This window comes from Klenkia brasiliensis, from assembly GCF_900100695.1.
Lineage (GTDB): Bacteria > Actinomycetota > Actinomycetes > Mycobacteriales > Geodermatophilaceae > Klenkia > Klenkia brasiliensis.
Genome location: NZ_FNCF01000009.1, coordinates 35,657 through 57,229 on the forward strand (window position 1 = coordinate 35,657; position 21,573 = coordinate 57,229).

Here is a 21,573-nt window from a genome sequence, read left to right on the forward strand (position 1 = left end):
GGAGAACGTACACTCGTCCTGTGGCAGAACGCGACGGTGCCCCCGCCGGGGAGCGGGACGAGGTGGAGTCCCTCGCCGCCGATGTCTTCAGCCGGGCCTGCACGTCGCGCGAGGCGCTCGAGCACGTCACCGGCAAGTGGTCCCTGCTGGCGCTGTCTGCGCTGCAGGAGGCGCCGCACCGGTTCGGCGAGCTGCGCCGCCGGGTGGACGGGGTCAGCGAGAAGATGCTGTCCCAGAGCCTGCAGACCCTCGAGCGGGACGGGTGGGTGCACCGCGAGGTGCGGTCCACCATCCCGCCGCACGTAGAGTACCGGCTCACCCCGGCCGGCGCCGAGCTCGCCCCCAAGCTGCTCGCCCTCATCGGTTTCGTGGAGGACCGGCTGCCCCAGGTGCACGCCGCCCGCGACCGGCACGACGCCGCGCACTGACCGTCCCGCCGGATTCCCCCGGCGTGTTGCTGGCTTCGAACACGTGTTCGTCCTAGTGTTGCTGTCCACAGGCCCGGTCGGCATCCACAGATCCGGTCGGCCACCCATTTCTGTCGGACCCCCGTCCTACCGTCGGCCCCGACGCAGACAGCGACGCACAGCGACGACCACAGAAGGTGGACACCATGGCAACCCTGGACCGCGACAAGGCCCTCGACATGGCCCTGGCCCAGATCGACAAGCAGTTCGGCAAGGGCTCGGTCATGCGCCTGGGCGACTCGCCGGAGGTGGCCATGAAGGTCATCCCGACCGGCTCGATCGCCCTCGACATCGCCCTCGGCGTGGGCGGGCTGCCCCGCGGCCGCATCGTCGAGGTCTACGGCCCGGAGGCCTCGGGCAAGACGACGGTCGCCCTGCACGCGGTGGCCAACGCCCAGGCCGCCGGCGGCATCGTGGCCTTCATCGACGCCGAGCACGCCCTGGACCCGGAGTACGCCCGGGCCATCGGCGTCGACACGGACGCGCTGCTCATCAGCCAGCCCGACACCGGTGAGCAGGCGCTCGAGATCGCCGACATGCTCATCCGCTCCGGCGCGCTCGACCTCATCGTCATCGACTCGGTGGCCGCCCTGGTGCCGCGCGCCGAGATCGAGGGCGAGATGGGCGACAGCCACGTCGGTCTGCAGGCCCGGCTGATGAGCCAGGCGCTGCGCAAGATCACCGGTGCGCTGAGCAACTCCAACACCACCGCGATCTTCATCAACCAGCTGCGCGAGAAGGTCGGCGTGGTCTACGGCTCGCCCGAGGTCACCACCGGTGGTCGGGCGCTGAAGTTCTACTCCTCGGTCCGCCTCGACGTGCGCCGCATCGAGACCCTCAAGCAGGGCACCGACGCGGTCGGCAGCCGGGTCCGCGTGAAGATCGTCAAGAACAAGGTGGCCGCGCCGTTCAAGCAGGCCGAGCTCGACCTCATCTGGGGCACCGGGTTCAGCCGTGAGGGCGGGCTCATCGACATCGGCGTCGAGCAGGGCTTCGTCCGCAAGTCCGGCGCCTGGTACACCTACGACGGCGACCAGCTCGGCCAGGGCAAGGAGAACGCCCGCGGCTTCCTCCGCGACAACCCCGACCTCGCCGACGAGATCGAGAAGAAGATCAAGGAGAAGCTGGGCATTGGCCCGCGGCTGGACGCCCCGGTCGACGCCGTGCCGGCTGACTTCTGAGCCCGGTGCCGATGACCGACGACGGTCACCCGCACCTCCCGGACGACGTCCCGGGTCCCGGTCCCGCCGGTGACCCGGGCGTCGACCCGCTGTCGGTCGCATCGGTGCCGCCGTCCACGGCGCCGGAGGTCCTCGACTTCGACCGCCTCGGCGAGCTGACCGCCCCGGCCGGTTCCGAGGTCGTCGACTTCCTCGATCCGTCCCCAGCGGCCGACCGCGCCACGGCGACCGGTCCGGCCCACCCGGACGGCGTCGGCCCGCTGTCCGACCAGGACGTCGAGGGTCGCCGCACCGGGTCGGCGCGCGACCTCGCCTCCGAGACGCTCGCGCCGTCGGAGGTCGACGTCGCCGCGCTGGACGACCGGGATGCCCCCGTGGCCACGGTCACCGAGGTGGTGGACCCGAGGTCCCTGGCCGGCCGGGGTGCGCCCGGATCGGCCCGGACCCGCTCCGGCGGCCGGCGGCGAGCGGCCGACGGCGCGGGCGGTGGCGACGTCGGCGAGGCGGCCGACGACCGGGCGCGCCGTCGACGGTCGTCCTTCGGCGACGACGGGTCCCGGTCCTTCGGCGGGCGTCCGCAGGGTGGGGCTCGCAAGAAGAAGGCCCGCCGCGAGTGGGGCATCCAGCTGGACGCGGAGGTCGACGAGCCGACGACGGCCCCGCCGGCCGGTGTGCCCTCGGGCGACGACGGCTCCGCACCCGGGGCCTCCGGTCGGCGGGCCGGACGGCGCGGGGGTCCCGGGCCGGGTCGCCGGTCACGTGGCGCCGACGGTGAGCAGGTGCGGCAGTACGAGGACCCGGAGCGCGCCGCGAAGGACATCTGCCTGACCGCCCTCACCGGTACTGCCCGCAGCCGCAAGCAGTTGGCCGACCTGCTCGCCGCCCGGGACATCCCCGAGGACGTGGCGGTCTCGGTCCTCGACCGGTTCGAGGAGGTCGGCCTGGTCGACGACGCGGCGTTCGCAGCCGTCTGGGTGCGCAGCCGGCAGTCCGGCCGCGGGCTGAGCCGCCGCGCCCTGGCGCACGAGCTGCGGGCCAAGGGCGTCGACGCCGAGGTGGCGTCGGTGGCCCTGGAGGCCGTCGACCCGCAGGACGAGTGGGACACCGCCCGCGCCCTGGTCGCCCGGAAGGTACCGGGGATGCGCCGGCTCGACACCGCGACCGCGACCCGTCGGCTGACCGCCATGCTCGGCCGCAAGGGCTACGGCGCCGGGCTCGCGGCCTGGGTGGTGCGCGAGGCACTGGAGGCCGACGGCAAGGCCGAGGACGCCGCGGCCGAGGCCGACGACGCCCCGCCCGAGCTGCCCGACGCCGAGCCGGCCGTGCGACGGGGGCTGTGGTCCGGCCGCCCGCTCGACGAGCCCGAGGAGGCGCCGACCGCGGAGGTGGGCGAGGGCCTCACCGCCGAGGGCTGGGCCCGCACCCGCCGGCCGGGGTCCCGCCCGCGCTGAGGCGCCCGGGCCCCGGCCCGGCGTCGGCCATGCAGAACGGCAACGGCGGCGCGCCCGTGGTGGGCGCGCCGCCGTGGCGGAACTGCATGATCGACGGGCGGTCAGGTCGACAGCCACGCCGCGACGTCGACGGCGGTGCCGGCGGGGGAGTCCTCGTCGGGCACCAGCCACAGCGGCGACTCCGGCCGGCCCTCGGTCAGCCACTGCTGGATGGCCACGTCGAAGCCCGAGGTGCTCGTCGCCAGGGCGGCCGGGCCGGCGAGGCCCCCGCGGCGCGCCGGGCCCAGGAAGGTCACGTCGGACTCCGCGCCGTCCTCCCAGCGCAGCACCACCCGGCAGCGGGAGCGCCGGTGGCGGGCCGGCGGCACGGCCTCCCGGACCACCGCGGACGTGGCGCCCGCGGCGGCGGCGAAGTGGTTCGCCGAGGACCGCAGACGGGTCACGAACAGCTGCTCGGGGTCGGTGCCCACGAGGTGCAGCGCAGGGGTGCCCGAGGCGTCGTCGGGCTGGGCGGCGAAGGCGGCGGCGGTGTCCATGGTCCCGTCAGTCTCATCTGTCACAACCCACCGTGCGTGCAGCGGCACGCCGTGTTATTTACGCGTGATCACACCGGCGCGCCGGCTCCGGGGGTGATGGTGGACGTGGGGTCGGTGGGTGCGGTCACCGCTGCGGTCTTCGCGTTCGATCGGGTGCGCCGCTCCACGACCTTCGCGACCTGGGACAGGGTCACGTTCACCACGATGTAGATCACGGCGGCCGCGACGTAGAGCTGGAACGTGTACAGGTTGCCGAACTGGAAGTTGAAGAACTCGACCAGGCTGCGCGCCTGCCGCAGCAGTTCCACGTACCCGACGATGAAGCCCAGCGACGAGTCCTTGAGCAGGACGACGAGCTGCGCGACGAGCACCGGCAGCATGCGGCGGACGGCCTGGGGCAGCAGCACCAGCGTCATCACCTGCGTCTTGCGCATGCCCAGGGCCATCGCGGCCTCGCGCTGCCCCTTGTCCACCGACAGGATCCCGGCCCGGAAGATCTCCGCGAGCACGGCCATGTTGTAGAGCGTCAGGCCCAGCACCAGTGCTCGGAACGGGTTCATCGGGATGCCGACGGTCGGTAGGTACAGCAGGCAGAACAGGATGAGGATCAGCAGCGGGACGGCGCGGAAGAACTCGACGACGACGCCGACGGGGACGCGCACCCACACGTGGTCGGACAGCCGGCCCACGGCCAGCAGCGCACCGAGCACGGTTGCGGCCACCATGCCCACGGCTGCGGCGGCCAGCGTGTTCAGCAGGGCCTCGCCCAGTGCCTGCGGCACGCCGGCGGCCGGGTCGAACAGCACCGCCCAGCGCGCCGGGTCCAGCTGGCCGTTGCTGGCCAGCCGCCACAGCCCCAGGCCGACCAGGCCGAGGACGAGTACGGCACCGACCACGGTGCCGATGCGCTGACGGCGGCGGGCCTGCGGGCCCGGCAGGTCGAACAGCACGGCCTGGGCACTCATCGGACGATCGCCACCTTCCGCTCGATGACCCGGATGGCCCAGGCGGACGGCAGCGTGATCACCAGGTAGGCCGCGATGATCACGGCGAAGACCAGCAGGATCTGGTTGCCGTTGACGTTGGTCAGCCGCTGCAGCGCGGCGGTCAGCTCGGTCGTCGCGAAGCCGGCGGCGATCGAGGTGTTCTTGGCCAGCGCGATCCACACATTGCCCAGCGGCGGCACCACGGTGCGGAAGGCCTGCGGGAGCACCACGGTGGTCAGCGTCTGCCCGAAGCCCAGACCCAGCGCGCGCGCTGCCTCGGCCTGGCCCGGGGGCACGGCGTTGATGCCCGACCGGACGGCCTCGCAGACGAACGCCGAGGTGTAGAGCCCGAGCGCGGCCACGGCGGCGGTGAAGCGGGACGGGAACTGCAGGTCCAGCTGCACGATCCCGAAGACGAGGAAGAAGAAGACCACCGTCAGCGGGGTGTTGCGGAAGGTCTCGACGAAGAACGTCGCCAGGCCGCGCAGCGGCAGCATGGGGCTGACCCGCATGGCGGCCAGCACGGTGCCGAGCACCAGGGCCACCAGGCCGCTCAGGACCGCCAGGGAGAGCGTCGTGAGGAACGCGCTCCACAGCAGGTCGGAGTTGTCGGAGATGAACTGCACCGGGCCCGCGCCGTCCTCGTCTGTGTCTGTGTCGTGGGAGGGGGAGCGGGGCGGTGGTGCCGGTGGGCACCACCGCCCCGCAGCCGGTCAGTACCGGTCGATCGTCGGCGGCTCGGGGGCCGACTCGCCGGTGATGGCGCCCGCGGTGCGGTCCCACGCCTCGGCCCAGCGGCCGTCCTCGAAGCTCTCCTCGAGGACGTCGTTCACGAAGTCGCGGAACTCCTGGTCACCCAGCGCCAGCCCGATGCCGTAGGGCTCCTCGGTGAACGGGTTGCCGACGAGCTCGAAGCCCTCGGGGTTGCCGGCGACGAGCCCGGTCAGGATGACGTTGTCGGTGGTGACGGCCTGCACGTTGCCGTTGGTCAGGTCGTCGGCGCACTTGGAGTACACGTCGTAGGTGATCAGGTTGGCCTGCGGGTAGTTGTCCCGGATGTTCTGCGCCGGGGTCGAGCCCTCGACCGAGCAGACCGTCTTCCCGGCCAGGTCGTCGGGGCCCTCGATGCCCTCGGGGTTGCCGGCGGCCACCATGATGTCCTGGCCCGCCACGTAGTACGGCCCGGCGAAGTCGACCGACTGCTTGCGGGTGTCGTTGATCGTGTACGTGGCCACGACCAGGTCGACCTGCCCGTTCTGGATGAACGGCTCCCGGTTGGCCGAGACGGTCTCGGTCCAGGTGATGTCCTCGGCGGCGATGCCCAGCTCGCCGGCGACGATCTTGGCGATCTCGACGTCGAAGCCCTCGGGGACGCCGTCCGGGTTGAGCAGACCGAACCCGGGCTGGTCGTACTTGGTGCCGATGGTGATCGTGCCGGCCTCGTTGAGCTCGGCCATCGTCGTGCCCGCCTCGAAGCTGGCCTCGGTGTTCACCGACGCGCTGCTGTCGGCCTCCTGCTCGGCGGCCTGCTGGCCGGCCTCGCTGGAGCAGCCGGTGAGCACGACGCCGAACGCCGCTGCGGCGGCCGCGTACTTGGTCAGACGCATGGGTCCTCTTCCTGTCGGTGGTGCGGTCGGTCAGTGGTTGAGGATCTTGGAGAGGAAGTCCTTGGCCCGGTCGCTGGACGGGGCGGTGAAGAACGTCTCGGGGTCGCTGGACTCCACGACGCGGCCGGCGTCCATGAACACGACGCGGTTGGCGGCGCGGCGGGCGAAGCCCATCTCGTGGGTGACCACGACCATCGTCATGCCGTCCCGGGCCAGCGAGGTCATCACCTCGAGGACCTCGTTGATCATCTCCGGGTCCAGCGCGGAGGTCGGCTCGTCGAAGAGCATGACCTTGGGGTCCATGGCCAGGGCCCGGGCGATGGCCACGCGCTGCTGCTGACCGCCGGACAGCTGGGCGGGCACCTTGTCGGCCTGGTGGCCGACGCCGACCCGGTCCAGCAGTTCCCGGGCGCGCGCCTCGGCCTCGGCCTTGCTCTTCCCGCGGACCTTGACCGGCCCCAGGGTGACGTTCTCGAGGATCGTCTTGTGCGCGAAGAGGTTGAAGCTCTGGAACACCATGCCGACGTCGCTGCGCAGCGCGGCGAGCGCCTTGCCCTCCTCGGGCAGCGGTGTGCCGTCGATGGTGATCCGGCCCTGGTCGATCGACTCCAGCCGGTTGATCGTCCGGCACAGCGTCGACTTGCCCGACCCGGAGGGCCCGATCACCACGACGACCTCGCCGCGGGCGATGGTCAGGTCGACGTCCTGCAGGACGTGCAGTTCGCCGAACCACTTGTTGACACCCGACAGCTCGACGAGTGGTTCTCCGGTCGCAGCGCTGGTCACGGACATCGACCCTAGGGTCCGCCTGGGCGCCGGCGATCACGAAGCTGTAACGAACCTGTGTGACGACCATGAGTTCCCGCACCAGGCCACGACTTGGTCACGATCGGCCCGCGGCGGGCGCCGTACCCTCGCTGACGTCATGACGAGCGCAACGACGAGCACCGCGAACCGCACCTACCGGGTCCGGACCTACGGGTGCCAGATGAACGTGCACGACTCCGAGCGGCTGGCCGGCCTGCTGGAGGACGCCGGGTACTCCGCCGCCCCCGAGGGCTCCGACGCCGACGTCGTGGTGCTCAACACCTGCGCGGTGCGCGAGAACGCGGACAACAAGCTCTACGGCAACCTCGGCCACCTGCGCCCGGTCAAGGACGCCCACCCGGGCATGCAGATCGCCGTCGGCGGCTGCCTGGCCCAGAAGGACCGCGCCTCGATCGTGGCCCGCGCGCCCTGGGTCGACGTGGTCTTCGGCACCCACAACGTCGGCTCGCTGCCGGCCCTGCTCGAGCGCGCCCGGCACAACGCCGAGGCCCAGGTCGAGATCAAGGAGGCCCTCGAGGTCTTCCCGAGCTCGCTGCCCGCCCGCCGCGACAGCGCCTACTCCGGCTGGGTGTCCATCAGCGTCGGGTGCAACAACACCTGCACGTTCTGCATCGTGCCGTCGCTGCGCGGCAAGGAGGCCGACCGCCGTCCCGGTGACGTGCTCGCCGAGGTGCAGGCCCTGGTCGACCAGGGCGTGCTCGAGGTGACCCTGCTCGGCCAGAACGTCAACGCCTACGGCGCCGACCTGGGGGAGCGCGGCGCGTTCGCGGACCTGCTGCGCGCCACCGGCGCGGTCGAGGGCCTGGAGCGCGTGCGGTTCACCAGCCCGCACCCCCGCGACTTCACCGACGACGTCATCGCCGCGATGGCCGAGACCCCGGCGGTCTGCCACCAGCTGCACATGCCGCTGCAGAGCGGGTCGGACGACGTCCTGCGCCGGATGCGCCGCTCCTACCGACGGGACCGCTACCTCGGCATCATCGACCGCGTCCGGGCCGCCATGCCCGACGCCGCGATCACCACCGACATCATCGTGGGGTTCCCGGGGGAGACCGAGCAGGACTTCGCCGACACCCTCGACGTGGTCGCGCAGGCCCGCTTCTCCAGCGCCTTCACCTTCCAGTACTCGAAGCGCCCCGGCACCCCGGCCGCCGAGATGGACGGCCAGCTGCCCAAGGAGGTCGTCCAGGAGCGCTACCTGCGGCTGACCGCGCTGCAGGAGGAGATCAGCTGGGCGGTGAACCGCGCGCTGGTCGGCCGCACCGTCGAGCTGCTGATGGCCGCGGGGGAGGGCAGCAAGGACGCCGACCGCGGCCGGATGTCCGGGCGGGCCCGCGACGGCCGGCTCGTGCACGTCGCCGCGGTCCCGGGCTTGCGGCCCGGGGACGTCGTCGAGACCGTCATCACCGACGCCAAGCCGCACTTCCTGGTCGCCGACGGGCCGCTGCTGTCGCACCGCCGCACCCGGGCGGGGGACGCCAGCGAGGCCGGGGTCCGCCCGACCACCCGCGGTGTGGGGCTCGGCATGCCGTCGATCGGGGTGCCCGCGCCCCTACCACTGGCGCCCGCCTGCGGCTGACCGCCGTCCACACCCGGGGCGGCTGTCCACAGATCCCGCAGGGGCCTGTCGGCGGGCGCGGGCCGGCCGCAGGCTGCCGGCATGCCCCGATCCCGCCGTCCCCGGCGTCCGCAGCCCCGGCGACCGCAGCCCCTCCGGCGCGGTCCGACCTCGACCCTGCGCGCCGGGCCCGGTGAGTTCGCCGCCGCGCTGCCTGACCTGCTCGGCTTCCCGCCCACCGAGTCCCTCGTCCTCCTGTGCCTCGGCGGCGGGGACCGTCCCGACCGCCGGCTGGGGCTGAACCTGCGGGTGGACCTGCTGCCCGCCGAGGTCGACGCCGAGGTCGCCCCGCAGGTGGTGGCCCCGCTGGGCAGGGTGCGGCCGGCGGGCGTGCTGCTGTTCGTGGTGACCGCCGACCCCGACGACCAGGTCGCGGCGGGCCCGCCCGACCCGCTGGGCCCGGGGGCGCCCCGCTCCGACGCCGGGGCCCGGCCCACGGTGCCCGACCTGCCCCGCCGCGCGCTCGTGCGCGCCGTGGTCGACGAGCTGACCGCGCTGGGGGTCCCGACGGTGGACGCCGTCCTGGTCCGGGACGGCCGGTGGTGGAGCTACGCCGACGTCGACCCGGCGACCGGGGCCGGGCCCGGCACCCCGCTGGACCCGGGGGGCTCCCGGCTGGCCGGCCTCGCCGCGCTCCGCGGCGAGGTGGTCGACGCCGACCGCGACGCCGTGGTCGCCCGGGCCTGGCCCAGCCGACCGCCCTCGGCCGAGCTGGTGCACGCCTGCACCCGGGCCGACGCGCAGCTGGAGGTCCGGCTGCTCCGGGGGGCGTCGCTGCCCGACGTGGTCGACGAGGAGTGGGCGGCCGTGCGGGCGGCCGTCGACGCCCACCTCCCGGGCAGCCGGTCCGCGCTGCCCGACGACGAGGTCGCCCGCGTCGCCGTCTCGCTCACCCTGGTGCCCGTGCGCGACCGCGTGCTGACGCTGGCCTCCGGGGAGGACGACGACCTGACCGCCGCCGTCGAGGCACTGGGCGCCGACCTCAACGCCCGCCTGCCCGACGAGCTGGCCGCGGTCCCGGCGCTGCTGCTGGGGTTCACGGCGTGGGTCCGGGGTGCCGGGGTCCTCGCGGTGGCGGCGCTCGAGCGCTCGATGGCGTGCGAGCCCACCACGATGGGCGAGCTGCTGCTGCAGGCCGTCCGGGGCGGCGCCGAGCCCGCCGTCCTCCGGGCCGCGATGCTCGGGCCCGCGGACGCCGACGCCGCGTGACCCCGGGCAGGGGGCACGCGGCGTCGGGAGGGCACCGGGTCAGGGCACCGTCAGCGGCGGGAGCCGGCCTTCTCGGCGGCGGCCAGGAACTCCTGCCGGCTGGCCAGGTTGGCCTCCGCCTCGCTGATCCGCTTGGGGTCGCCGGCCGCCTTCGCCTTGGCGAGCTGGTCGGCGGCCTTCTCCGCCGCGGCGCGCAGCGAGGTCAGCATCGGGTTCTCGGCCACCGCGCGGGGGCGGGAGGAGTCGGCCGCACCGCGGACCTTCTCCTCCACGGCCTGCATCCGGTCCTCCAGGGAGCGCATCACCTCGCGCGGCACATGGCCGATCGCGTCGTAGCGCTCCTGGATCCTGCGCAGCGCGTTCTGCGCGCCCCGCAGGTCGCGGGTCGGGTCGATCTTCTCCGCCTCGGCGAGCAGGGCCTCCTTCTTCTCCTGGTTCGCCTTCTGCTCGGAGTTGCGGGCCTTGTCCGACTCCGAGCGGGCGTTGAAGAACACGTCCTGCGCGGCGCGGAACTTCTTCCACAGGTCGTCGTCGGTGTCCCGGCCGGTGCGGGGGACGGCCTTCCAACGGTCCATCAGGCTGCGCATGGCCGCCGAGGTCGGGCCCCACTCGGTGGAGGTGGACAGCTTCTCGGCCTCGGCGATGAGCTCCTGCTTGGCGGCGCGGGACTCCCCGCGCTGCACGTCGAGGGCGGCGAAGTGCGAGCCCCGGCGGCGACCGAACGCGTCGCGGGCCGCGGCGAACCGGGTCCACAGCGCCTCGTCGGTCTTCCGGTCGATGCCCTTGATCGTCTTCCACTCCTCGACGATCGCCTTGAGCCGGTCGCCCGCGGCCTTCCACTGCGTGGACTCCGCGCCGATGGTCTCGGCCTCGGCGATGAGGGCCTCCTTGCGCGCGACCTGCTCAGCGCGGGCCTTGGCCTTCTCCGCCCGGGAGACGGCGGCGGCGGCCTCGGAGGCGTCGATGATCGTGCCCAGCCGCGAGGCCAGCGCAGGCAGGTCGCCGACCACGTCGGCGGTGGGCACCTGCTCGGCCAGCGCCTGCGCCTTGGCGCGGATCTCGGCGGGGTTGCCGGTGTGCGCCCGCAGCCGGGCCTCCAGCAGGCCGACCTCGGTGGCCAGGTCGTCGTAGCGACGCCCGTAGTGCGCCAGGCCCTCGGCGGGCTCACCGGCCTGCCACGAACCGACCTTGCGCTCCCCGCCGTCGGCGGTGCGCACGTAGACGGTGCCCTCCTCGTCGACCCGCCCCCACTGGGTGGGGTCGGACGCGGGCGCCGCAGGAGCGGCCGGGGCCGCGGGGGTGGCGGCCGGGGCCGCCGGGGTGGCCTCGGCGGCCGGGGCGCCGTCGGCAGGGGTGGTCCCGGTGGTCACGGTGGTCTCGGCCGGGTCGGCGCCGGCGACGGTGTCGTCGGCCCGGACCGGGGTGTCGGCGGCCTCGGCCACGGCGGCCTCGTCGGGCACGGTCACGGGACCCGGTCCACCCGCGGCGGCGCCGGCGCCGTCCTCGTCGGAGGCACCCACGGCGTCGGTGGTGGCCGGGGTCTCCGACACGTCGAGCACGTCCCCGGCGGCCGGCACGTCGGCGGCGGCGACCACCTCCGCGGTGCCGGGCACCTCCTCGGTGCCGCCCTCGCCGTCGGTGGGCGCGGCGGGCGGTGCGCCGTCCTGCGCCGGCGGGGCCTCACCGGTGGGGTCCGCCGGGGCGGCCTCCGCGGTGGGGTCGGCCAGGGCGGCGTCCTCGGGCTGGGGGGAGGCGGGCGTACCGGCCTCGGGGGTGACGGCGTCCGAACCGGCGACCTGGTCGGTCTGCTCCGGCTGCGGGGTCACGTCTGCGGTGTTCTCCGTGCTCGACACGCAGCAGAGTCTTCCACGGTGCGATCGGCGACACTCCCCCCGTGAGCCCGGACCCCACCTCGACCCTGGTCGCCGTCGCGTTCTGCCCGCACCCGCCCCTCCTGCTGCCGCCGGTGGAGGGGGCGCCGGGCGTGGAGACCGACCAGCTGCGGGTGGCGTGCGGGGAGGCGGTGCAGACCGTGCTCGGCCTGCGTCCCGACGTCGTCCTGGTGGTGGGCGAGGGGCCGGCCGGGGTGCGCTACGGAGCGGGTGACGCCCTGGACCTCGCGGCGTACGGCGCCACCGGGCGGGTGCCCTTCGCCGGGCGGGTGCGGCCCGGCGGTCACCCGCTGCCCCTGCCGCACGCCGTGGGCGCGTGGCTGCTGGACCAGGCCGGGTACGACGGCCTCCGGCTGGGCGTGGCGCCCGGTGACCTGGCTCAGGCGCTCACCGGTCTGCCCGGGCCGGTGGGGATCCTCGCGATGGGCGACGGGTCGGCCCGCCGGACGCCCAAGGCCCCCGGTGCCCTCGACCCCGCGGCGGCCGGCTTCGACGCCGCCGTCGCCGCTGCCCTGCGCGACGGCGACCCGGTGGCGCTGGCCGGCACCGACCTCGCCGAGGGGGAACGGCTCCTGGCGGCCGGGACCACGACCTGGGCAGCGGTGGGCGCCGCCCTCGCCGGGCGGGCCGTCACCGCCCGGCTCCTGCTCGACAGCGCACCCCACGGCGTCGGCTACCTGGTCGCGGACTGGGTGCTCGCCGAGGTCCCCGACGGCGTGCCCGGGTGGCTGCAGCGGTGAGCGCTCCGCCCGTCGTGGCGGTGGTCGGCCCGACCGCGACCGGCAAGACCGGCCTCGCGGTCGAGCTGGCGCACCGGTTGGGCGGCGAGGTGGTCAACGCCGACTCCATGCAGCTCTACCGCGGCATGGACATCGGCACCGCCAAGCCGACCGCTGCCGAGCGCGGGGGAGTGCCGCACCACCTCATGGACCTGTGGCACGTCCGCGAGCCGGCCAGCGTCGCGGAGTACCGCCAGCGCGCCCGGGCGGAGGTCGACCGGTTGCGCGCGGCGGGCGTCGTCCCCCTGCTGGTGGGCGGGTCCGGCCTGTACGTGCGTGCCGTGCTCGACGAGCTGGAGTTCCCCGGGACCGACCCGGATCTGCGCGCGCAGCTGTCCGCCGAGCTCGCCGACCTCGGTCCGGCCGCGCTGCACGCACGCCTGGCCTCGGTCGACCCGGCCGCCGCGGCGGCGATCCTGCCGAGCAACGGCCGGCGGGTGGTCCGGGCGCTGGAGGTCGTGCAGCTGACCGGCCGGCCCTTCGCCGCCTCGCTGCCCGAGCCCCGCCCGCACTACCCCGCGGTCGTGCTCGGCCTGGACCGCGACCCCGCCGAGCTCGACGAGCGCGTGGCGCTGCGGGTGGACCGGATGTGGGACGACGGCTTCGTCGACGAGGTCGTCGCGCTGGCCGCCGACGGGCTGCGCGAGGGGCCCACGGCGTCCCGGGCGCTGGGCTACGCCCAGGTGCTGCAGCGGCTCGACGGCGCGCTGACCGACGCGCAGGCGCGGGAGGAGACGGTGCGCACCACCCGCCGGTTCGTCCGCCGCCAGCGCTCCTGGTTCCGCCGAGACGCCGCGGTGACCTGGCTGGACGCCGCCGACCCCGGCCTGCTGGAGCGGGCGCTCTCTACGATCGGGACGTGATCGACGCGAGCGGGCCACGGGTCCTCAAGGGGCACGGCACCGAGAACGACTTCGTGGTGCTGCCCGACCCCGACGGGAGCGTGTGGCCCGAGGGACGCCTCGACGCGGCGCTGGTCCGCCGGCTGTGCGACCGGCGGGAGGGCCTGGGCGCCGACGGCGTGCTCCGCGTCGTGCCCAGTGCGCTGGTCCCCGACGCCCCGGGCGTGCTGGGCGAGCACCTGGACGCCTGCACCTGGTTCATGGACCACCGCAACGCCGACGGCTCCTACGCCGAGATGTGCGGCAACGGCATCCGGCTCTACCTGCACGTGCTGCTCGCCGAGGGCCTGCTGAGCGCGGAGGAGGCCCGTGCGGGCGTGCTGGTCGGCACCCGCGGCGGACCCCGCCGGGTCGGTGCCGCCGCCGACGGCTACTGGGTGGACATGGGCCCGGCCCGGCCCCTGGGTCGTGGCGAGGCGCAGGTGGAGGGCCGCAGCTACCCCGGCACCGGGGTGTCGATGGGGAACCCGCACCTGGTCTGCCTGACCGACGAAGCGGTGGAGTCCTTCGACCTCACCCGCGCCCCGGCCGTCGACCCGGCGCTGTTCCCCGAGGGCGTCAACGTCGAGCTGGTCAACGTGCTGTCCGCCGAGGAGGGCCCGGCCGGCACCACCGCGCACGTGCGGCTGCGGGTGTCCGAGCGCGGGGTGGGCGAGACCCGCTCCTGCGGCACCGGCGCCTGCGCCGCGGCCTGGGCGGCGCTGGACGCGGGGGGCCGGCACGCCGGCACGGTGACCGTCGACGTCCCCGGCGGGCGGTTGTCGGTCGAGGTCGGCGAGCAGACCACCGTGCTCACCGGGCCGGCCGTCGTGGTCAGCGCCGGCTCGTTCACCCCGGAGTGGCTGGGCTGACCTCGGGCCGCGCGGTCTCGTCGAGCTCGAGGGGCAGGTCGCGCATCCCGACCAGCGGGCTGATGACCACCGGCACCGCGGCGAGCAGCTGACCGGCCACCGCCACCCACAGCGCGGGCACCACCCCGATCGCCGTCCCGAGGACGCCGCCCAGCAGACCGCCCAGCGGCATGGTGCCGAACACGATGAACCGCACCGAGGCGTTCATCCGGCCCAGCAGGTGCGGCGGGCACAGCCGCTGCCGGAAGCTGACCTGCAGCACGTTGTAGACCACGACCGCCCAGCTGGCCCCGATCCCGCCGGCCACCAGCGCCACGATGCGGGCCGGGCCGTCGACCAGGACCGCCAGCGGGGTCAGCGCGGCGAAGGCTCCGAACGCCACGGCCGAGAGCGGGATGGCCCGGCCGTCGCCGATGAGCCGGCCCAGCGGTGCCGCGGTGAACGCCCCGGCCAGCCCGCCGGCGGCGCCTGCCGACAGCACCAGGCCCAGGGTGGACTCCGACAGGCCGAGGGTGCGCAGCACGTAGAGGGCCAGCAGGGTGCCGGTGATCGCGCCGAACAGGTTGGCGGTGCCGGTGCAGGCCACGATGCGCCGCAGCAGCCGGTGCCGGACGACGAACCCCAGCCCCTCGGCGATCTCCTCGCGCAGCCGCCGGCGGGTGGACCGGTCGGGGACCACGTCCACGTGCCGGATCCGGCTGACGAACAACGCCGACAGCAGGTAGCCCAGGGCGGTGACCACCAGCAGGACCGGCGCGGCCAGCACGCGGAGCAGCACACCGGTCAGCCCCGGCCCCGCCACCTGGGCCACGGCCCGGCTGATCTCCAGCTTGCCGTTGCCGTCGGTGAGCTGACCGCGGTCCACGATGGTGGGCAGGTAGCTCTGGTAGGCCACGTCGAAGAACACCGTCGCGGTGCCCACGACCGCCGCGACGACGTAGAGCTGACCCAGCGTCAGTGCGTCCAGCAGGTAGGCGACCGGGATCGTGGCCAGTGCCAGCGCCCGCACGGTGTCCGCGCGCACCAGCACCCGCTGCCGGCGCCAGCGGTCCACCCACGCCCCGGCCGGCAGCGCGATGAGCAGGAAGGCGGCGGTCTCCAGGGCGGTCAGCACGCCCATCTCCAGCGGGGTCGCCGCCAGCACCGCCACGGCGACCACCGGCAGCGCGACCCCGACGACCTGGGTGCCGACGTGGCTGGCGGTCTCGGCGATCCACAGCTGCCGGAAGTCGTGGTGGCGCAGCAGGCTGGTCATGCGGGGCAGCCTGGACGCACTGATTGGGAGATGTCAATCAGTCGCTAGGCTGCAGGCGTGTCGCGTGAGGGGTGGGAGGGGCGCCGGCCGGCCACCGATGCCGAGGCGCGGGCGCTGGCCTCCGCCGTCCGGCTGCAGATCCTGCGGCTGTGCCTGGACCGGCCGCTGACCAACCGGGAGATCGCCACCCGGCTGGACCGCAACCCGGCGTCCGTGCTGCACCACGTGCGCACGCTGGTCGACACCGGCTTCCTGGTCCCCGAGCCCGCGCGGCGCGGCACCCGTGGTGCCCGCGAGGTGCCCTACCGGTCCACCGGGCGGTCGTGGGAGTTGGACTTCTCCGGCCACCCGCAGCCGGCCCGCAACCCGGTCCTGGCGGCGTTCCTCGCCGAGGTGGCCGCGGCGGGGGAGCAGCGGCTGCAGAGCACCCGGCTCGCGCTGCGCCTGACCCCGGCGCACCGCGAGCAGTTCGAGGAGGAGCTGCACCAGCTGCTCGACCGGTGGGCGCAGCGGACCCCCGACGCCGACGGCGAGCGCTGGTCGCTGTTCCTCGGACTGCACCCGGAGGAATGACCGGCGGGCCCCCGGCCGTTGCACAGAGGTAATCAGGTGCTCCCCCACGGGGGAGCGTGTCACGCTGGGAGACGATGACCACAGCACAGAACCGGGCCGTTCTCGAGGACGCCGCAGCACGCGCCGCCAAGGCCGCCGTGCCCACCGCCGTCCCGACCGATCCCCGCCCCGCCCCGCGCGGGCAGTGGGACACCCCGGACGACACCACCGGCAGCTTCGTCCTCGAGGAGCGCGGTGCGCTACGCCGGGTCGCGGGGCTGTCGACCGAGCTCGCCGACGTCACCGAGGTCGAGTACCGCCAGCTGCGCCTGGAGCGCGTCGTGCTGGTCGGGGTCTGGACCGAGGGGACGGCGGCCGACGCCGACCGTTCGCTGGCCGAGCTGGCCGCCCTCGCCGAGACGGCGGGGTCGCAGGTGCTCGAGGCCGTCAGCCAGCGCCGCGACAAGCCCGACGCCGGCACCTACGTGGGGTCGGGCAAGGCCGCCGAGATCCGGGAGATCGTCGCCGGGACCGGCGCCGACACCGTGATCTGCGACGGTGAGCTGACCCCCGGCCAGCTCAACCAGCTGGAGAAGATCCTCAAGGTCAAGGTGGTCGACCGGACCGCGCTGATCCTGGACATCTTCGCCCAGCACGCCTCCTCCCGGGAGGGCAAGGCGCAGGTCGAGCTGGCCCAGATGCAGTACATGCTGCCGCGCCTGCGCGGGTGGGGTGAGTCGCTGTCCCGGCAGGCCGGTGGCCGCGTCGCCGGCGGTGGCGGCATCGGTACCCGTGGTCCGGGTGAGACGAAGATCGAGACCGACCGGCGGCGCATCCGGGCGCGGGTGAGCAAGCTGCGCCGCGAGATCGCCGGCATGGCGACCGCACGGGCCACGCAGCGCTCGGGCCGCGACCGCAACAAGGTGCCCTCGGTGGCGATCGCCGGCTACACCAACGCCGGCAAGTCCAGCCTGCTCAACCGGCTCACCGACGCCGGTGTGCTGGTCCAGGACGCCCTGTTCGCCACCCTGGACCCGACCGTGCGGCGTGCGCAGACCCCCGACGGGGCCGACTACACCCTCACCGACACCGTCGGCTTCGTCCGGCACCTGCCGCACCAGCTCGTCGACGCCTTCCGCTCCACGCTGGAGGAGGTGGCCGCGGCCGACCTGCTCGTGCACGTCGTCGACGGCTCCGATCCCGACCCGCTGGGCCAGATCGACGCCGTCCACGTCGTCCTCCGGGACATCGACGCGGCCGCCGTCCCCGAGCTGGTCGTGGTGAACAAGGTCGACGCCATGGCCCACGACGACGTGCTGGCGCTGCGCCAGGCGCTGCCCGGCGCCCAGTGGGTGTCGGCGGCGACGGGGGAGGGGATCGAGGAGCTCCGGGCGGTCATCGCCGCCCGGCTGCCGCACCCGGACGTCGACGTGGACGTGCTCGTGCCCTTCGACCGGGGTGACCTGGTGTCGCGGGTGCACGCCGACGGCGAGGTGCTCAGCGAGGAGTTCTGCGCCGACGGCACCCGGCTGCACGCCCGGGTCGACGGCGCGCTGGCCGCGGCGCTGGACCCGTTCACCGCACCCGGGTCCTGAGTCACGGGGAGGTCACGGCCGGACCGGTACCGTGACCGGATGAGCACCCCGAGCGCCGCGGCGCCCGCCCCGCGCGGGCCCGCAGTGATCGGGACCGGCCGGCCGCCGTGGTGGGCGGTGGCGCTCGGGGTGGTGCTGACCGTCCTGGTGACGGTCAACCTGCTCTCCCGCGGTGCGCTCGAGCGGATGGACCTCAGCGTCTCCGAGGTCGTCAGCGACTGGGGCCTGCGGGACTCCGCGGCGTACTGGCCGGTCTGGGTGCTGACCCAGGCCGGTGGCCGCGTGACCATCCTCGTGGTCCTCGCCGGGCTGGTGGGGGCGATCGCCTGGCGGCGCCGCACGCTGCTGCCCCTGGTGCGGGTGGTCGTCGCCCTCGCGCTGCTCACCGCGGTCGTCTACGCCTTCAAGTACGGCACCGGACGCACCGCGCCGGCCTACCCCGGGTCGTTCTTCCACCGCGACGGTGCGTCCTACCCCTCCGGGCACGTGGCCAACGCCGTCCTGATGTGGGGCGTCGCCCGGTGGCAGGCCGTGCAGTACGGCCTCCCGGCACGGGCCCAGCGGGTGTTCTGGGCGCTCTCGGTGGTCGGTCCGGTCGTGACGGGTGTGGCCATGGTGGCGCTGGACTTCCACTGGGTCACGGATGCACTCGTGGGAGGGGCCGTGGGGGTGGTCCTGCTGGGCGTGGTGCACGCACTCGACGCAACTGTCCTGTCACGCTCGGTGCGTGCTCGAGGACGGCGAACGGCTGCCTGAGGCCCGGACCCCACGGTCCCGGGCCCTCAGCCGGCTGCCCGTCGCCGCCGTGCTGTGCACCGCGGTGCTGGCCGGGCCGTTCCTGCCGGGCGCCTTCCTCTCCGGCGGCGTGCCGCAGCGCGGCGTGGACACCGCCGCCGCGCAGGAGGGCGCGGCCGCGCTGTACGGCGACCCGCAGCAGCCCTGCTCGGTGACCGACACCCGGCTGCCCGAGATCTCCGGCCTGGCCGTCGCTGGCAGCACGACGCTGGTCATGAACGACGGCGGGGACGCCGTGACCGTCTACGAGCTGGACGCCGGCTGCGCGGTCACCGGCGTCCGGACGGCGCCCGTGGACCCCTACGACCCCGAGGACATGGCCCTGGCCGCCGACGGGACCGTGTGGCTGGCCGACACCGGCGACAACCGGCTGAGCCGGTCCACCGTGGCGCTCATCGCGCTGGCACCCGACGGCAGCGCCCCGGTGTACCGGCTCAGCTACCCGGACGGGCCCCGCGACGCCGAGGCGCTGCTGCTGGCCCCGGACGGCACGCCCTACGTCGTCACCAAGGACGTGCTCGGGCACAGCGAGGTCTACCGGCCCGCGCAGGCCCTCGACGCGGCGTCCACCGTGCCCCTGACCCGGGTCGCGGACCTGGCCTTCACCCTCACCGGCACCGAGGGCGGTCCGGTCGGCCGAGCCGGTCAGCTCATGGTGACCGGCGGTGCCGTCAGCCCCGACGGCGCGGCGCTGGTGCTGCGCACCTACACCGACGCCTACGTGTGGCCGCTGGCCGGCTCCGACGTCCCGGCCGCCCTGGCCGGTCCGCCGACGGTCGTGCCGCTGCCGGCCTCCCCGCAGGGGGAGGCGATCGCCTTCGCCGCCGACGCCCGCAGCCTGGTGGTGACCGGTGAGGGCCTGCCGGCCGCGGTCACCGTGCTCCCCGCCGTCGGCGCCCTCGCACCGGCCGCGGCCACCGAACCCGCCGACGGTGCGGGCGCCCCGGCCGCGGCGGACGGGTCGCCCCTGTCGCCGTGGAGCGCCGGTGCCATCGCTGCCATCGCCGCGGCCGTCCTGGTGGCCGGGGTCAGCCGCATCCGCCGTCGCTGACCCCGGGCCGGGCGGGGCTCAGACCCGCCGCAGGACCGTGACCACCCGGCCGAGCACGGTGGCGTCGTCGCCGGGTATGGGCTCGAAGGCCGGGTTGTGCGGCAGCAGCCAGACGTGCCCGTCCCGCCGCTTGTAGGTCTTCACGGTGGCCTCGCCGTCGATCATCGCGGCGACGATCTCGCCGTTCTCGGCCGTGGCCTGCTGGCGGACCACCACCCAGTCGCCGTCGCAGATGGCGGCGTCGACCATCGACTCACCGGTGACCTTGAGCATGAACAGTGTGCCCTCGCCGACCAGCTCGCGGGGCAGCGGGAACACCTCCTCGACGGCCTGCTCGGCCAGCACCGGACCACCGGCGGCGATCCGGCCGACCAGCGGCACGTAGGTGGGTGCCGGCACCCGGGGGTCGTCGGTGCCGCTGGCGGCACCGGCCGCGGCCAGGCCGGCGGCCGAGGTGTCGGCCTCGGGGAGCTCGCCGGGCATCCGGACGTCGAGGGCCCGCGGCCGGTTGGGGTCGCGGCGCAGCCAGCCCTTCTTCTGCAGCACCGACAGCTGGTGGGCCACCGACGACGCCGAGGACAGCCCGACCGCCTCGCCGATCTCCCGGACGCTCGGCGGGTAGCCGCGCCGCTCGACGGAGTCGCGGATGACCTCCAGGACCCGGCGCTGCCGCTGGGTGAGCCCGTCGCCGGCCTCGCCGCGCTCGGGGAACTCCCGCACCGACGCACCGGTGGTGGACGGGGTGGACGTGGTGGTGCCCGTGGCCGCCTTGGCCCGGCTGCGCCGCCCGCCGCTCCCGGTCGTCCCGCCGGGGGTGTCTCCCGCGCTGGCCACGTGTCCTCCTCGCCGGCCGCCGTGCGGCGGCCGTCCGGTCCGGGTGGGACGGCGGGCGGGGTCGCCTGCCGTCCGGGTGATCGACACGGACAGTAACGCCCCGGAGCCGATTGTTCAAACACGTGTTCGAAGACCGCGCCGCGTCCCCTCGATTTTGTCGGACCCGTGCGGTAGACATCGCACAGACGTTCGATCGAACAACCGTTCGAGCCGAGAGGGCCCGCCGAGGGTCCGCCGAAGGATGAGGAGCGACCACCATGGCCGGCACCGCGACCCCCCTGCCCACCACCTCCATCCGCACCCTCCAGCCCGTCGCCACCAGCCGGGACGCCGGCCGGGCCGCGTCGCGCGCGCACCACCCCGCCGGCCGCCGGCTGGCCGCCGTGGAGCCGGTGACGCGGGAGGCGGCGGCGGTGCTGCCGCTGCCGAAGCGTCCGGCGCGGTCCGCCGGCGTGGGTGCGGTCGTCGTGCCGCTGCGTCCCCAGGACCGGCCGCCGGTGCCGGCCCCCGTCCGCGGCCTGCGCGCGGCGGCCCCCGCCCCGGTGGTCCCCGTCGGGGTCGCGTCCGGGGACGTCTCGCCGGCGGGGGTGGGTGGGCCGGTACGACTGCGCGTCGATCAGCGCCCGCCGGTCCCCGTGCGGCTGACCCGGCGCGGCCGCCTGGTGCTGGGCGGGCTGGGCGTGGTCACCGCCGTCGCCGTGGCCGCTCTCGTGGGTCCGGCGCTCTCCGGGTCCTCGGCGGGCCCGGAGCTGGAGCTCGCGGGCCGCGCGACGGTGACCGTGCACAGCGGCGACACCCTGTGGTCCATCGCGCGCGCCGTCGCACCCGGGTCCGACCCGCGCGAGGTGGTCGACGCCCTGCAGGACGTCAACGGCATCCAGGGCGCCGACCTGGTGCCCGGCCAGGTGCTGCTGCTGCCCTGAGCCGGCCTCTCGGGCGGTGCCCGTGCTGGTCCAGGGCGCGTCAGCGACGGGTGGGACGGCTGGGGTGCAGACGTGCCCAGCGGCTGCCGCCGCCGTCGTCGACATCTGGAAGACGACACGCCGGTTTCGGGTTGCGTACCAGTAGGGGTGCAGAGCTAGGGTCACCACAACATCTAGTAGTTACAGAGATGTTGTTCCATCCACAGGCTGTTCCCCAGCTTTCCCCGAGGTCGTCCACCGGATGTCCCCCGCGGGGTCCAC

The 21,573-nt window shown here is 74.8% G+C and carries 21 protein-coding genes; 13 read left to right on the forward strand and 8 right to left on the reverse strand.

All coding sequences use genetic code 11. From position 1 onward, the window contains the following. The first annotated feature begins 20 nt into the window (after nucleotides 1-20). The 3 genes from BLT39_RS20625 to BLT39_RS20635 all read left to right on the forward strand — a co-directional run bounded on the left by BLT39_RS20625 (nucleotide 21) and on the right by BLT39_RS20635 (nucleotide 3,099). Nucleotides 21-428, forward strand: coding sequence for a winged helix-turn-helix transcriptional regulator (locus BLT39_RS20625; RefSeq protein ID WP_242658588.1), 408 nt, complete (start codon nucleotides 21-23; stop codon nucleotides 426-428). A gap of 185 nt (nucleotides 429-613) precedes the next feature. Beyond that, complete coding sequence (gene recA, locus BLT39_RS20630; protein ID WP_091069006.1) at nucleotides 614-1,648, forward strand: recombinase RecA; 1,035 nt, start codon at nucleotides 614-616, stop codon at nucleotides 1,646-1,648. A gap of 11 nt (nucleotides 1,649-1,659) precedes the next feature. After that, complete coding sequence (locus BLT39_RS20635; RefSeq protein WP_091068714.1) at nucleotides 1,660-3,099, forward strand: regulatory protein RecX; 1,440 nt, start codon at nucleotides 1,660-1,662, stop codon at nucleotides 3,097-3,099. Between the two features lie 101 nt (nucleotides 3,100-3,200). Here the strand turns inward: BLT39_RS20635 and BLT39_RS20640 are convergent, their stop codons facing one another. The 5 genes from BLT39_RS20640 to BLT39_RS20660 form a co-directional block, all read right to left on the reverse strand. Next, nucleotides 3,201-3,635 (reverse strand): hypothetical protein, encoded by a 435-nt coding sequence (locus tag BLT39_RS20640; protein ID WP_091068717.1) that lies wholly within the window; start codon nucleotides 3,633-3,635, stop codon nucleotides 3,201-3,203. A 68-nt stretch (nucleotides 3,636-3,703) separates the two neighbouring features. Continuing rightward, nucleotides 3,704-4,600: an amino acid ABC transporter permease gene (locus BLT39_RS20645; RefSeq protein WP_091068720.1), complete on the reverse strand. Its 897-nt coding sequence runs from the start codon at nucleotides 4,598-4,600 to the stop codon at nucleotides 3,704-3,706. After that, complete coding sequence (locus BLT39_RS20650) at nucleotides 4,597-5,247, reverse strand: amino acid ABC transporter permease (RefSeq protein ID WP_091068723.1); 651 nt, start codon at nucleotides 5,245-5,247, stop codon at nucleotides 4,597-4,599. Before BLT39_RS20650 ends, BLT39_RS20645 begins: the two co-directional genes overlap by 4 nt. An 87-nt stretch (nucleotides 5,248-5,334) precedes the next feature. Next, entirely contained in the window at nucleotides 5,335-6,228 is an 894-nt protein-coding gene (locus BLT39_RS20655) for a glutamate ABC transporter substrate-binding protein (protein WP_091068726.1), read from the reverse strand. Between the two features lie 30 nt (nucleotides 6,229-6,258). Then, nucleotides 6,259-7,014, reverse strand: coding sequence for an amino acid ABC transporter ATP-binding protein (locus tag BLT39_RS20660; protein WP_242658589.1), 756 nt, complete (start codon nucleotides 7,012-7,014; stop codon nucleotides 6,259-6,261). Between the two features lie 139 nt (nucleotides 7,015-7,153). Here BLT39_RS20660 and miaB point away from each other — a divergent pair, with 139 nt between their 5' ends. Then, complete coding sequence (gene miaB, locus BLT39_RS20665) at nucleotides 7,154-8,635, forward strand: tRNA (N6-isopentenyl adenosine(37)-C2)-methylthiotransferase MiaB (protein ID WP_091068731.1); 1,482 nt, start codon at nucleotides 7,154-7,156, stop codon at nucleotides 8,633-8,635. Nucleotides 8,636-8,716: 81 nt separating this feature from the next. Then, complete coding sequence (locus BLT39_RS20670; RefSeq protein ID WP_091068734.1) at nucleotides 8,717-9,883, forward strand: DUF4192 domain-containing protein; 1,167 nt, start codon at nucleotides 8,717-8,719, stop codon at nucleotides 9,881-9,883. A gap of 50 nt (nucleotides 9,884-9,933) precedes the next feature. Here BLT39_RS20670 and BLT39_RS23435 read toward each other — a convergent pair whose 3' ends face one another. Then, on the reverse strand, nucleotides 9,934-11,736 hold the full coding sequence (locus tag BLT39_RS23435; protein WP_091068737.1) for a DUF349 domain-containing protein: 1,803 nt from the start codon (nucleotides 11,734-11,736) through the stop codon (nucleotides 9,934-9,936). Between the two features lie 41 nt (nucleotides 11,737-11,777). Between BLT39_RS23435 and BLT39_RS20680 the strand changes: the two genes are divergently transcribed. Genes BLT39_RS20680 through dapF form a run of 3 tightly spaced genes read left to right on the forward strand, consistent with a single transcriptional unit; the run spans nucleotide 11,778 to nucleotide 14,307 of the window. Then, the gene (locus tag BLT39_RS20680; protein WP_091068740.1) at nucleotides 11,778-12,515 is read left to right on the forward strand and encodes a class III extradiol ring-cleavage dioxygenase family protein; all 738 of its coding nucleotides are present in this window, start codon (nucleotides 11,778-11,780) and stop codon (nucleotides 12,513-12,515) included. Further along, the gene (miaA, locus tag BLT39_RS20685; RefSeq protein ID WP_091068743.1) at nucleotides 12,512-13,417 is read left to right on the forward strand and encodes a tRNA (adenosine(37)-N6)-dimethylallyltransferase MiaA; all 906 of its coding nucleotides are present in this window, start codon (nucleotides 12,512-12,514) and stop codon (nucleotides 13,415-13,417) included. Before BLT39_RS20680 ends, miaA begins: the two co-directional genes overlap by 4 nt. Further along, a complete protein-coding gene (gene dapF, locus BLT39_RS20690) occupies nucleotides 13,414-14,307 on the forward strand; it encodes a diaminopimelate epimerase (RefSeq protein ID WP_091068746.1) in 894 nt (297 codons plus the stop codon). Before miaA ends, dapF begins: the two co-directional genes overlap by 4 nt. On the opposite strand, the gene BLT39_RS20695 is transcribed toward dapF, so the two are convergent. Continuing rightward, entirely contained in the window at nucleotides 14,285-15,562 is a 1,278-nt protein-coding gene (locus BLT39_RS20695) for an MFS transporter (RefSeq protein WP_091068750.1), read from the reverse strand. The two genes, dapF and BLT39_RS20695, sit on opposite strands and share 23 nt — an antisense overlap. A gap of 57 nt (nucleotides 15,563-15,619) precedes the next feature. On the opposite strand from BLT39_RS20695, the gene BLT39_RS20700 reads away from it, so the two are divergent. The 4 genes from BLT39_RS20700 to BLT39_RS20715 all read left to right on the forward strand — a co-directional run bounded on the left by BLT39_RS20700 (nucleotide 15,620) and on the right by BLT39_RS20715 (nucleotide 19,555). Further along, nucleotides 15,620-16,135, forward strand: a complete 516-nt coding sequence (locus BLT39_RS20700) for an ArsR/SmtB family transcription factor (protein ID WP_091068753.1) — start codon at nucleotides 15,620-15,622, stop codon at nucleotides 16,133-16,135. 74 nt (nucleotides 16,136-16,209) lie between these two features. After that, on the forward strand, nucleotides 16,210-17,709 hold the full coding sequence (gene hflX / locus BLT39_RS20705; protein ID WP_091068756.1) for a GTPase HflX: 1,500 nt from the start codon (nucleotides 16,210-16,212) through the stop codon (nucleotides 17,707-17,709). A 39-nt stretch (nucleotides 17,710-17,748) separates the two neighbouring features. Continuing rightward, the gene (locus tag BLT39_RS20710) at nucleotides 17,749-18,465 is read left to right on the forward strand and encodes a phosphatase PAP2 family protein (RefSeq protein ID WP_091068758.1); all 717 of its coding nucleotides are present in this window, start codon (nucleotides 17,749-17,751) and stop codon (nucleotides 18,463-18,465) included. Next, nucleotides 18,437-19,555, forward strand: a complete 1,119-nt coding sequence (locus BLT39_RS20715; RefSeq protein ID WP_242658590.1) for an SdiA-regulated/phytase-like domain-containing protein — start codon at nucleotides 18,437-18,439, stop codon at nucleotides 19,553-19,555. The genes BLT39_RS20710 and BLT39_RS20715 overlap by 29 nt, the downstream gene beginning before the upstream one ends. Before the next feature lie 18 nt (nucleotides 19,556-19,573). On the opposite strand, the gene lexA is transcribed toward BLT39_RS20715, so the two are convergent. Continuing rightward, complete coding sequence (gene lexA / locus BLT39_RS20720; RefSeq protein WP_091068762.1) at nucleotides 19,574-20,389, reverse strand: transcriptional repressor LexA; 816 nt, start codon at nucleotides 20,387-20,389, stop codon at nucleotides 19,574-19,576. Nucleotides 20,390-20,646: 257 nt separating this feature from the next. On the opposite strand from lexA, the gene BLT39_RS20725 reads away from it, so the two are divergent. Next, the gene (locus tag BLT39_RS20725; protein ID WP_091068766.1) at nucleotides 20,647-21,312 is read left to right on the forward strand and encodes a LysM peptidoglycan-binding domain-containing protein; all 666 of its coding nucleotides are present in this window, start codon (nucleotides 20,647-20,649) and stop codon (nucleotides 21,310-21,312) included. The last annotated feature ends 261 nt before the right edge of the window (nucleotides 21,313-21,573 follow it).

What these genes read in the sequence shown, in the direction of transcription:
- recA (WP_091069006.1), top strand. Translation starts at nt 614, where the DNA reads ATGGCAACCCTGGACCGCGACAAGGCCCTCGACATGGCCCTGGCCCAG.
- BLT39_RS20635 (WP_091068714.1), top strand. Translation starts at nt 1,660, where the DNA reads ATGACCGACGACGGTCACCCGCACCTCCCGGACGACGTCCCGGGTCCC.
- BLT39_RS20640 (WP_091068717.1), bottom strand. Translation starts at nt 3,635, where the DNA reads ATGGACACCGCCGCCGCCTTCGCCGCCCAGCCCGACGACGCCTCGGGC.
- BLT39_RS20645 (WP_091068720.1), bottom strand. Translation starts at nt 4,600, where the DNA reads ATGAGTGCCCAGGCCGTGCTGTTCGACCTGCCGGGCCCGCAGGCCCGC.
- BLT39_RS20655 (WP_091068726.1), bottom strand. Translation starts at nt 6,228, where the DNA reads ATGCGTCTGACCAAGTACGCGGCCGCCGCAGCGGCGTTCGGCGTCGTG.
- miaB (WP_091068731.1), top strand. Translation starts at nt 7,154, where the DNA reads ATGACGAGCGCAACGACGAGCACCGCGAACCGCACCTACCGGGTCCGG.
- BLT39_RS20670 (WP_091068734.1), top strand. Translation starts at nt 8,717, where the DNA reads ATGCCCCGATCCCGCCGTCCCCGGCGTCCGCAGCCCCGGCGACCGCAG.
- BLT39_RS20695 (WP_091068750.1), bottom strand. Translation starts at nt 15,562, where the DNA reads ATGACCAGCCTGCTGCGCCACCACGACTTCCGGCAGCTGTGGATCGCC.
- hflX (WP_091068756.1), top strand. Translation starts at nt 16,210, where the DNA reads ATGACCACAGCACAGAACCGGGCCGTTCTCGAGGACGCCGCAGCACGC.
- BLT39_RS20710 (WP_091068758.1), top strand. Translation starts at nt 17,749, where the DNA reads ATGAGCACCCCGAGCGCCGCGGCGCCCGCCCCGCGCGGGCCCGCAGTG.
- BLT39_RS20725 (WP_091068766.1), top strand. Translation starts at nt 20,647, where the DNA reads ATGGCCGGCACCGCGACCCCCCTGCCCACCACCTCCATCCGCACCCTC.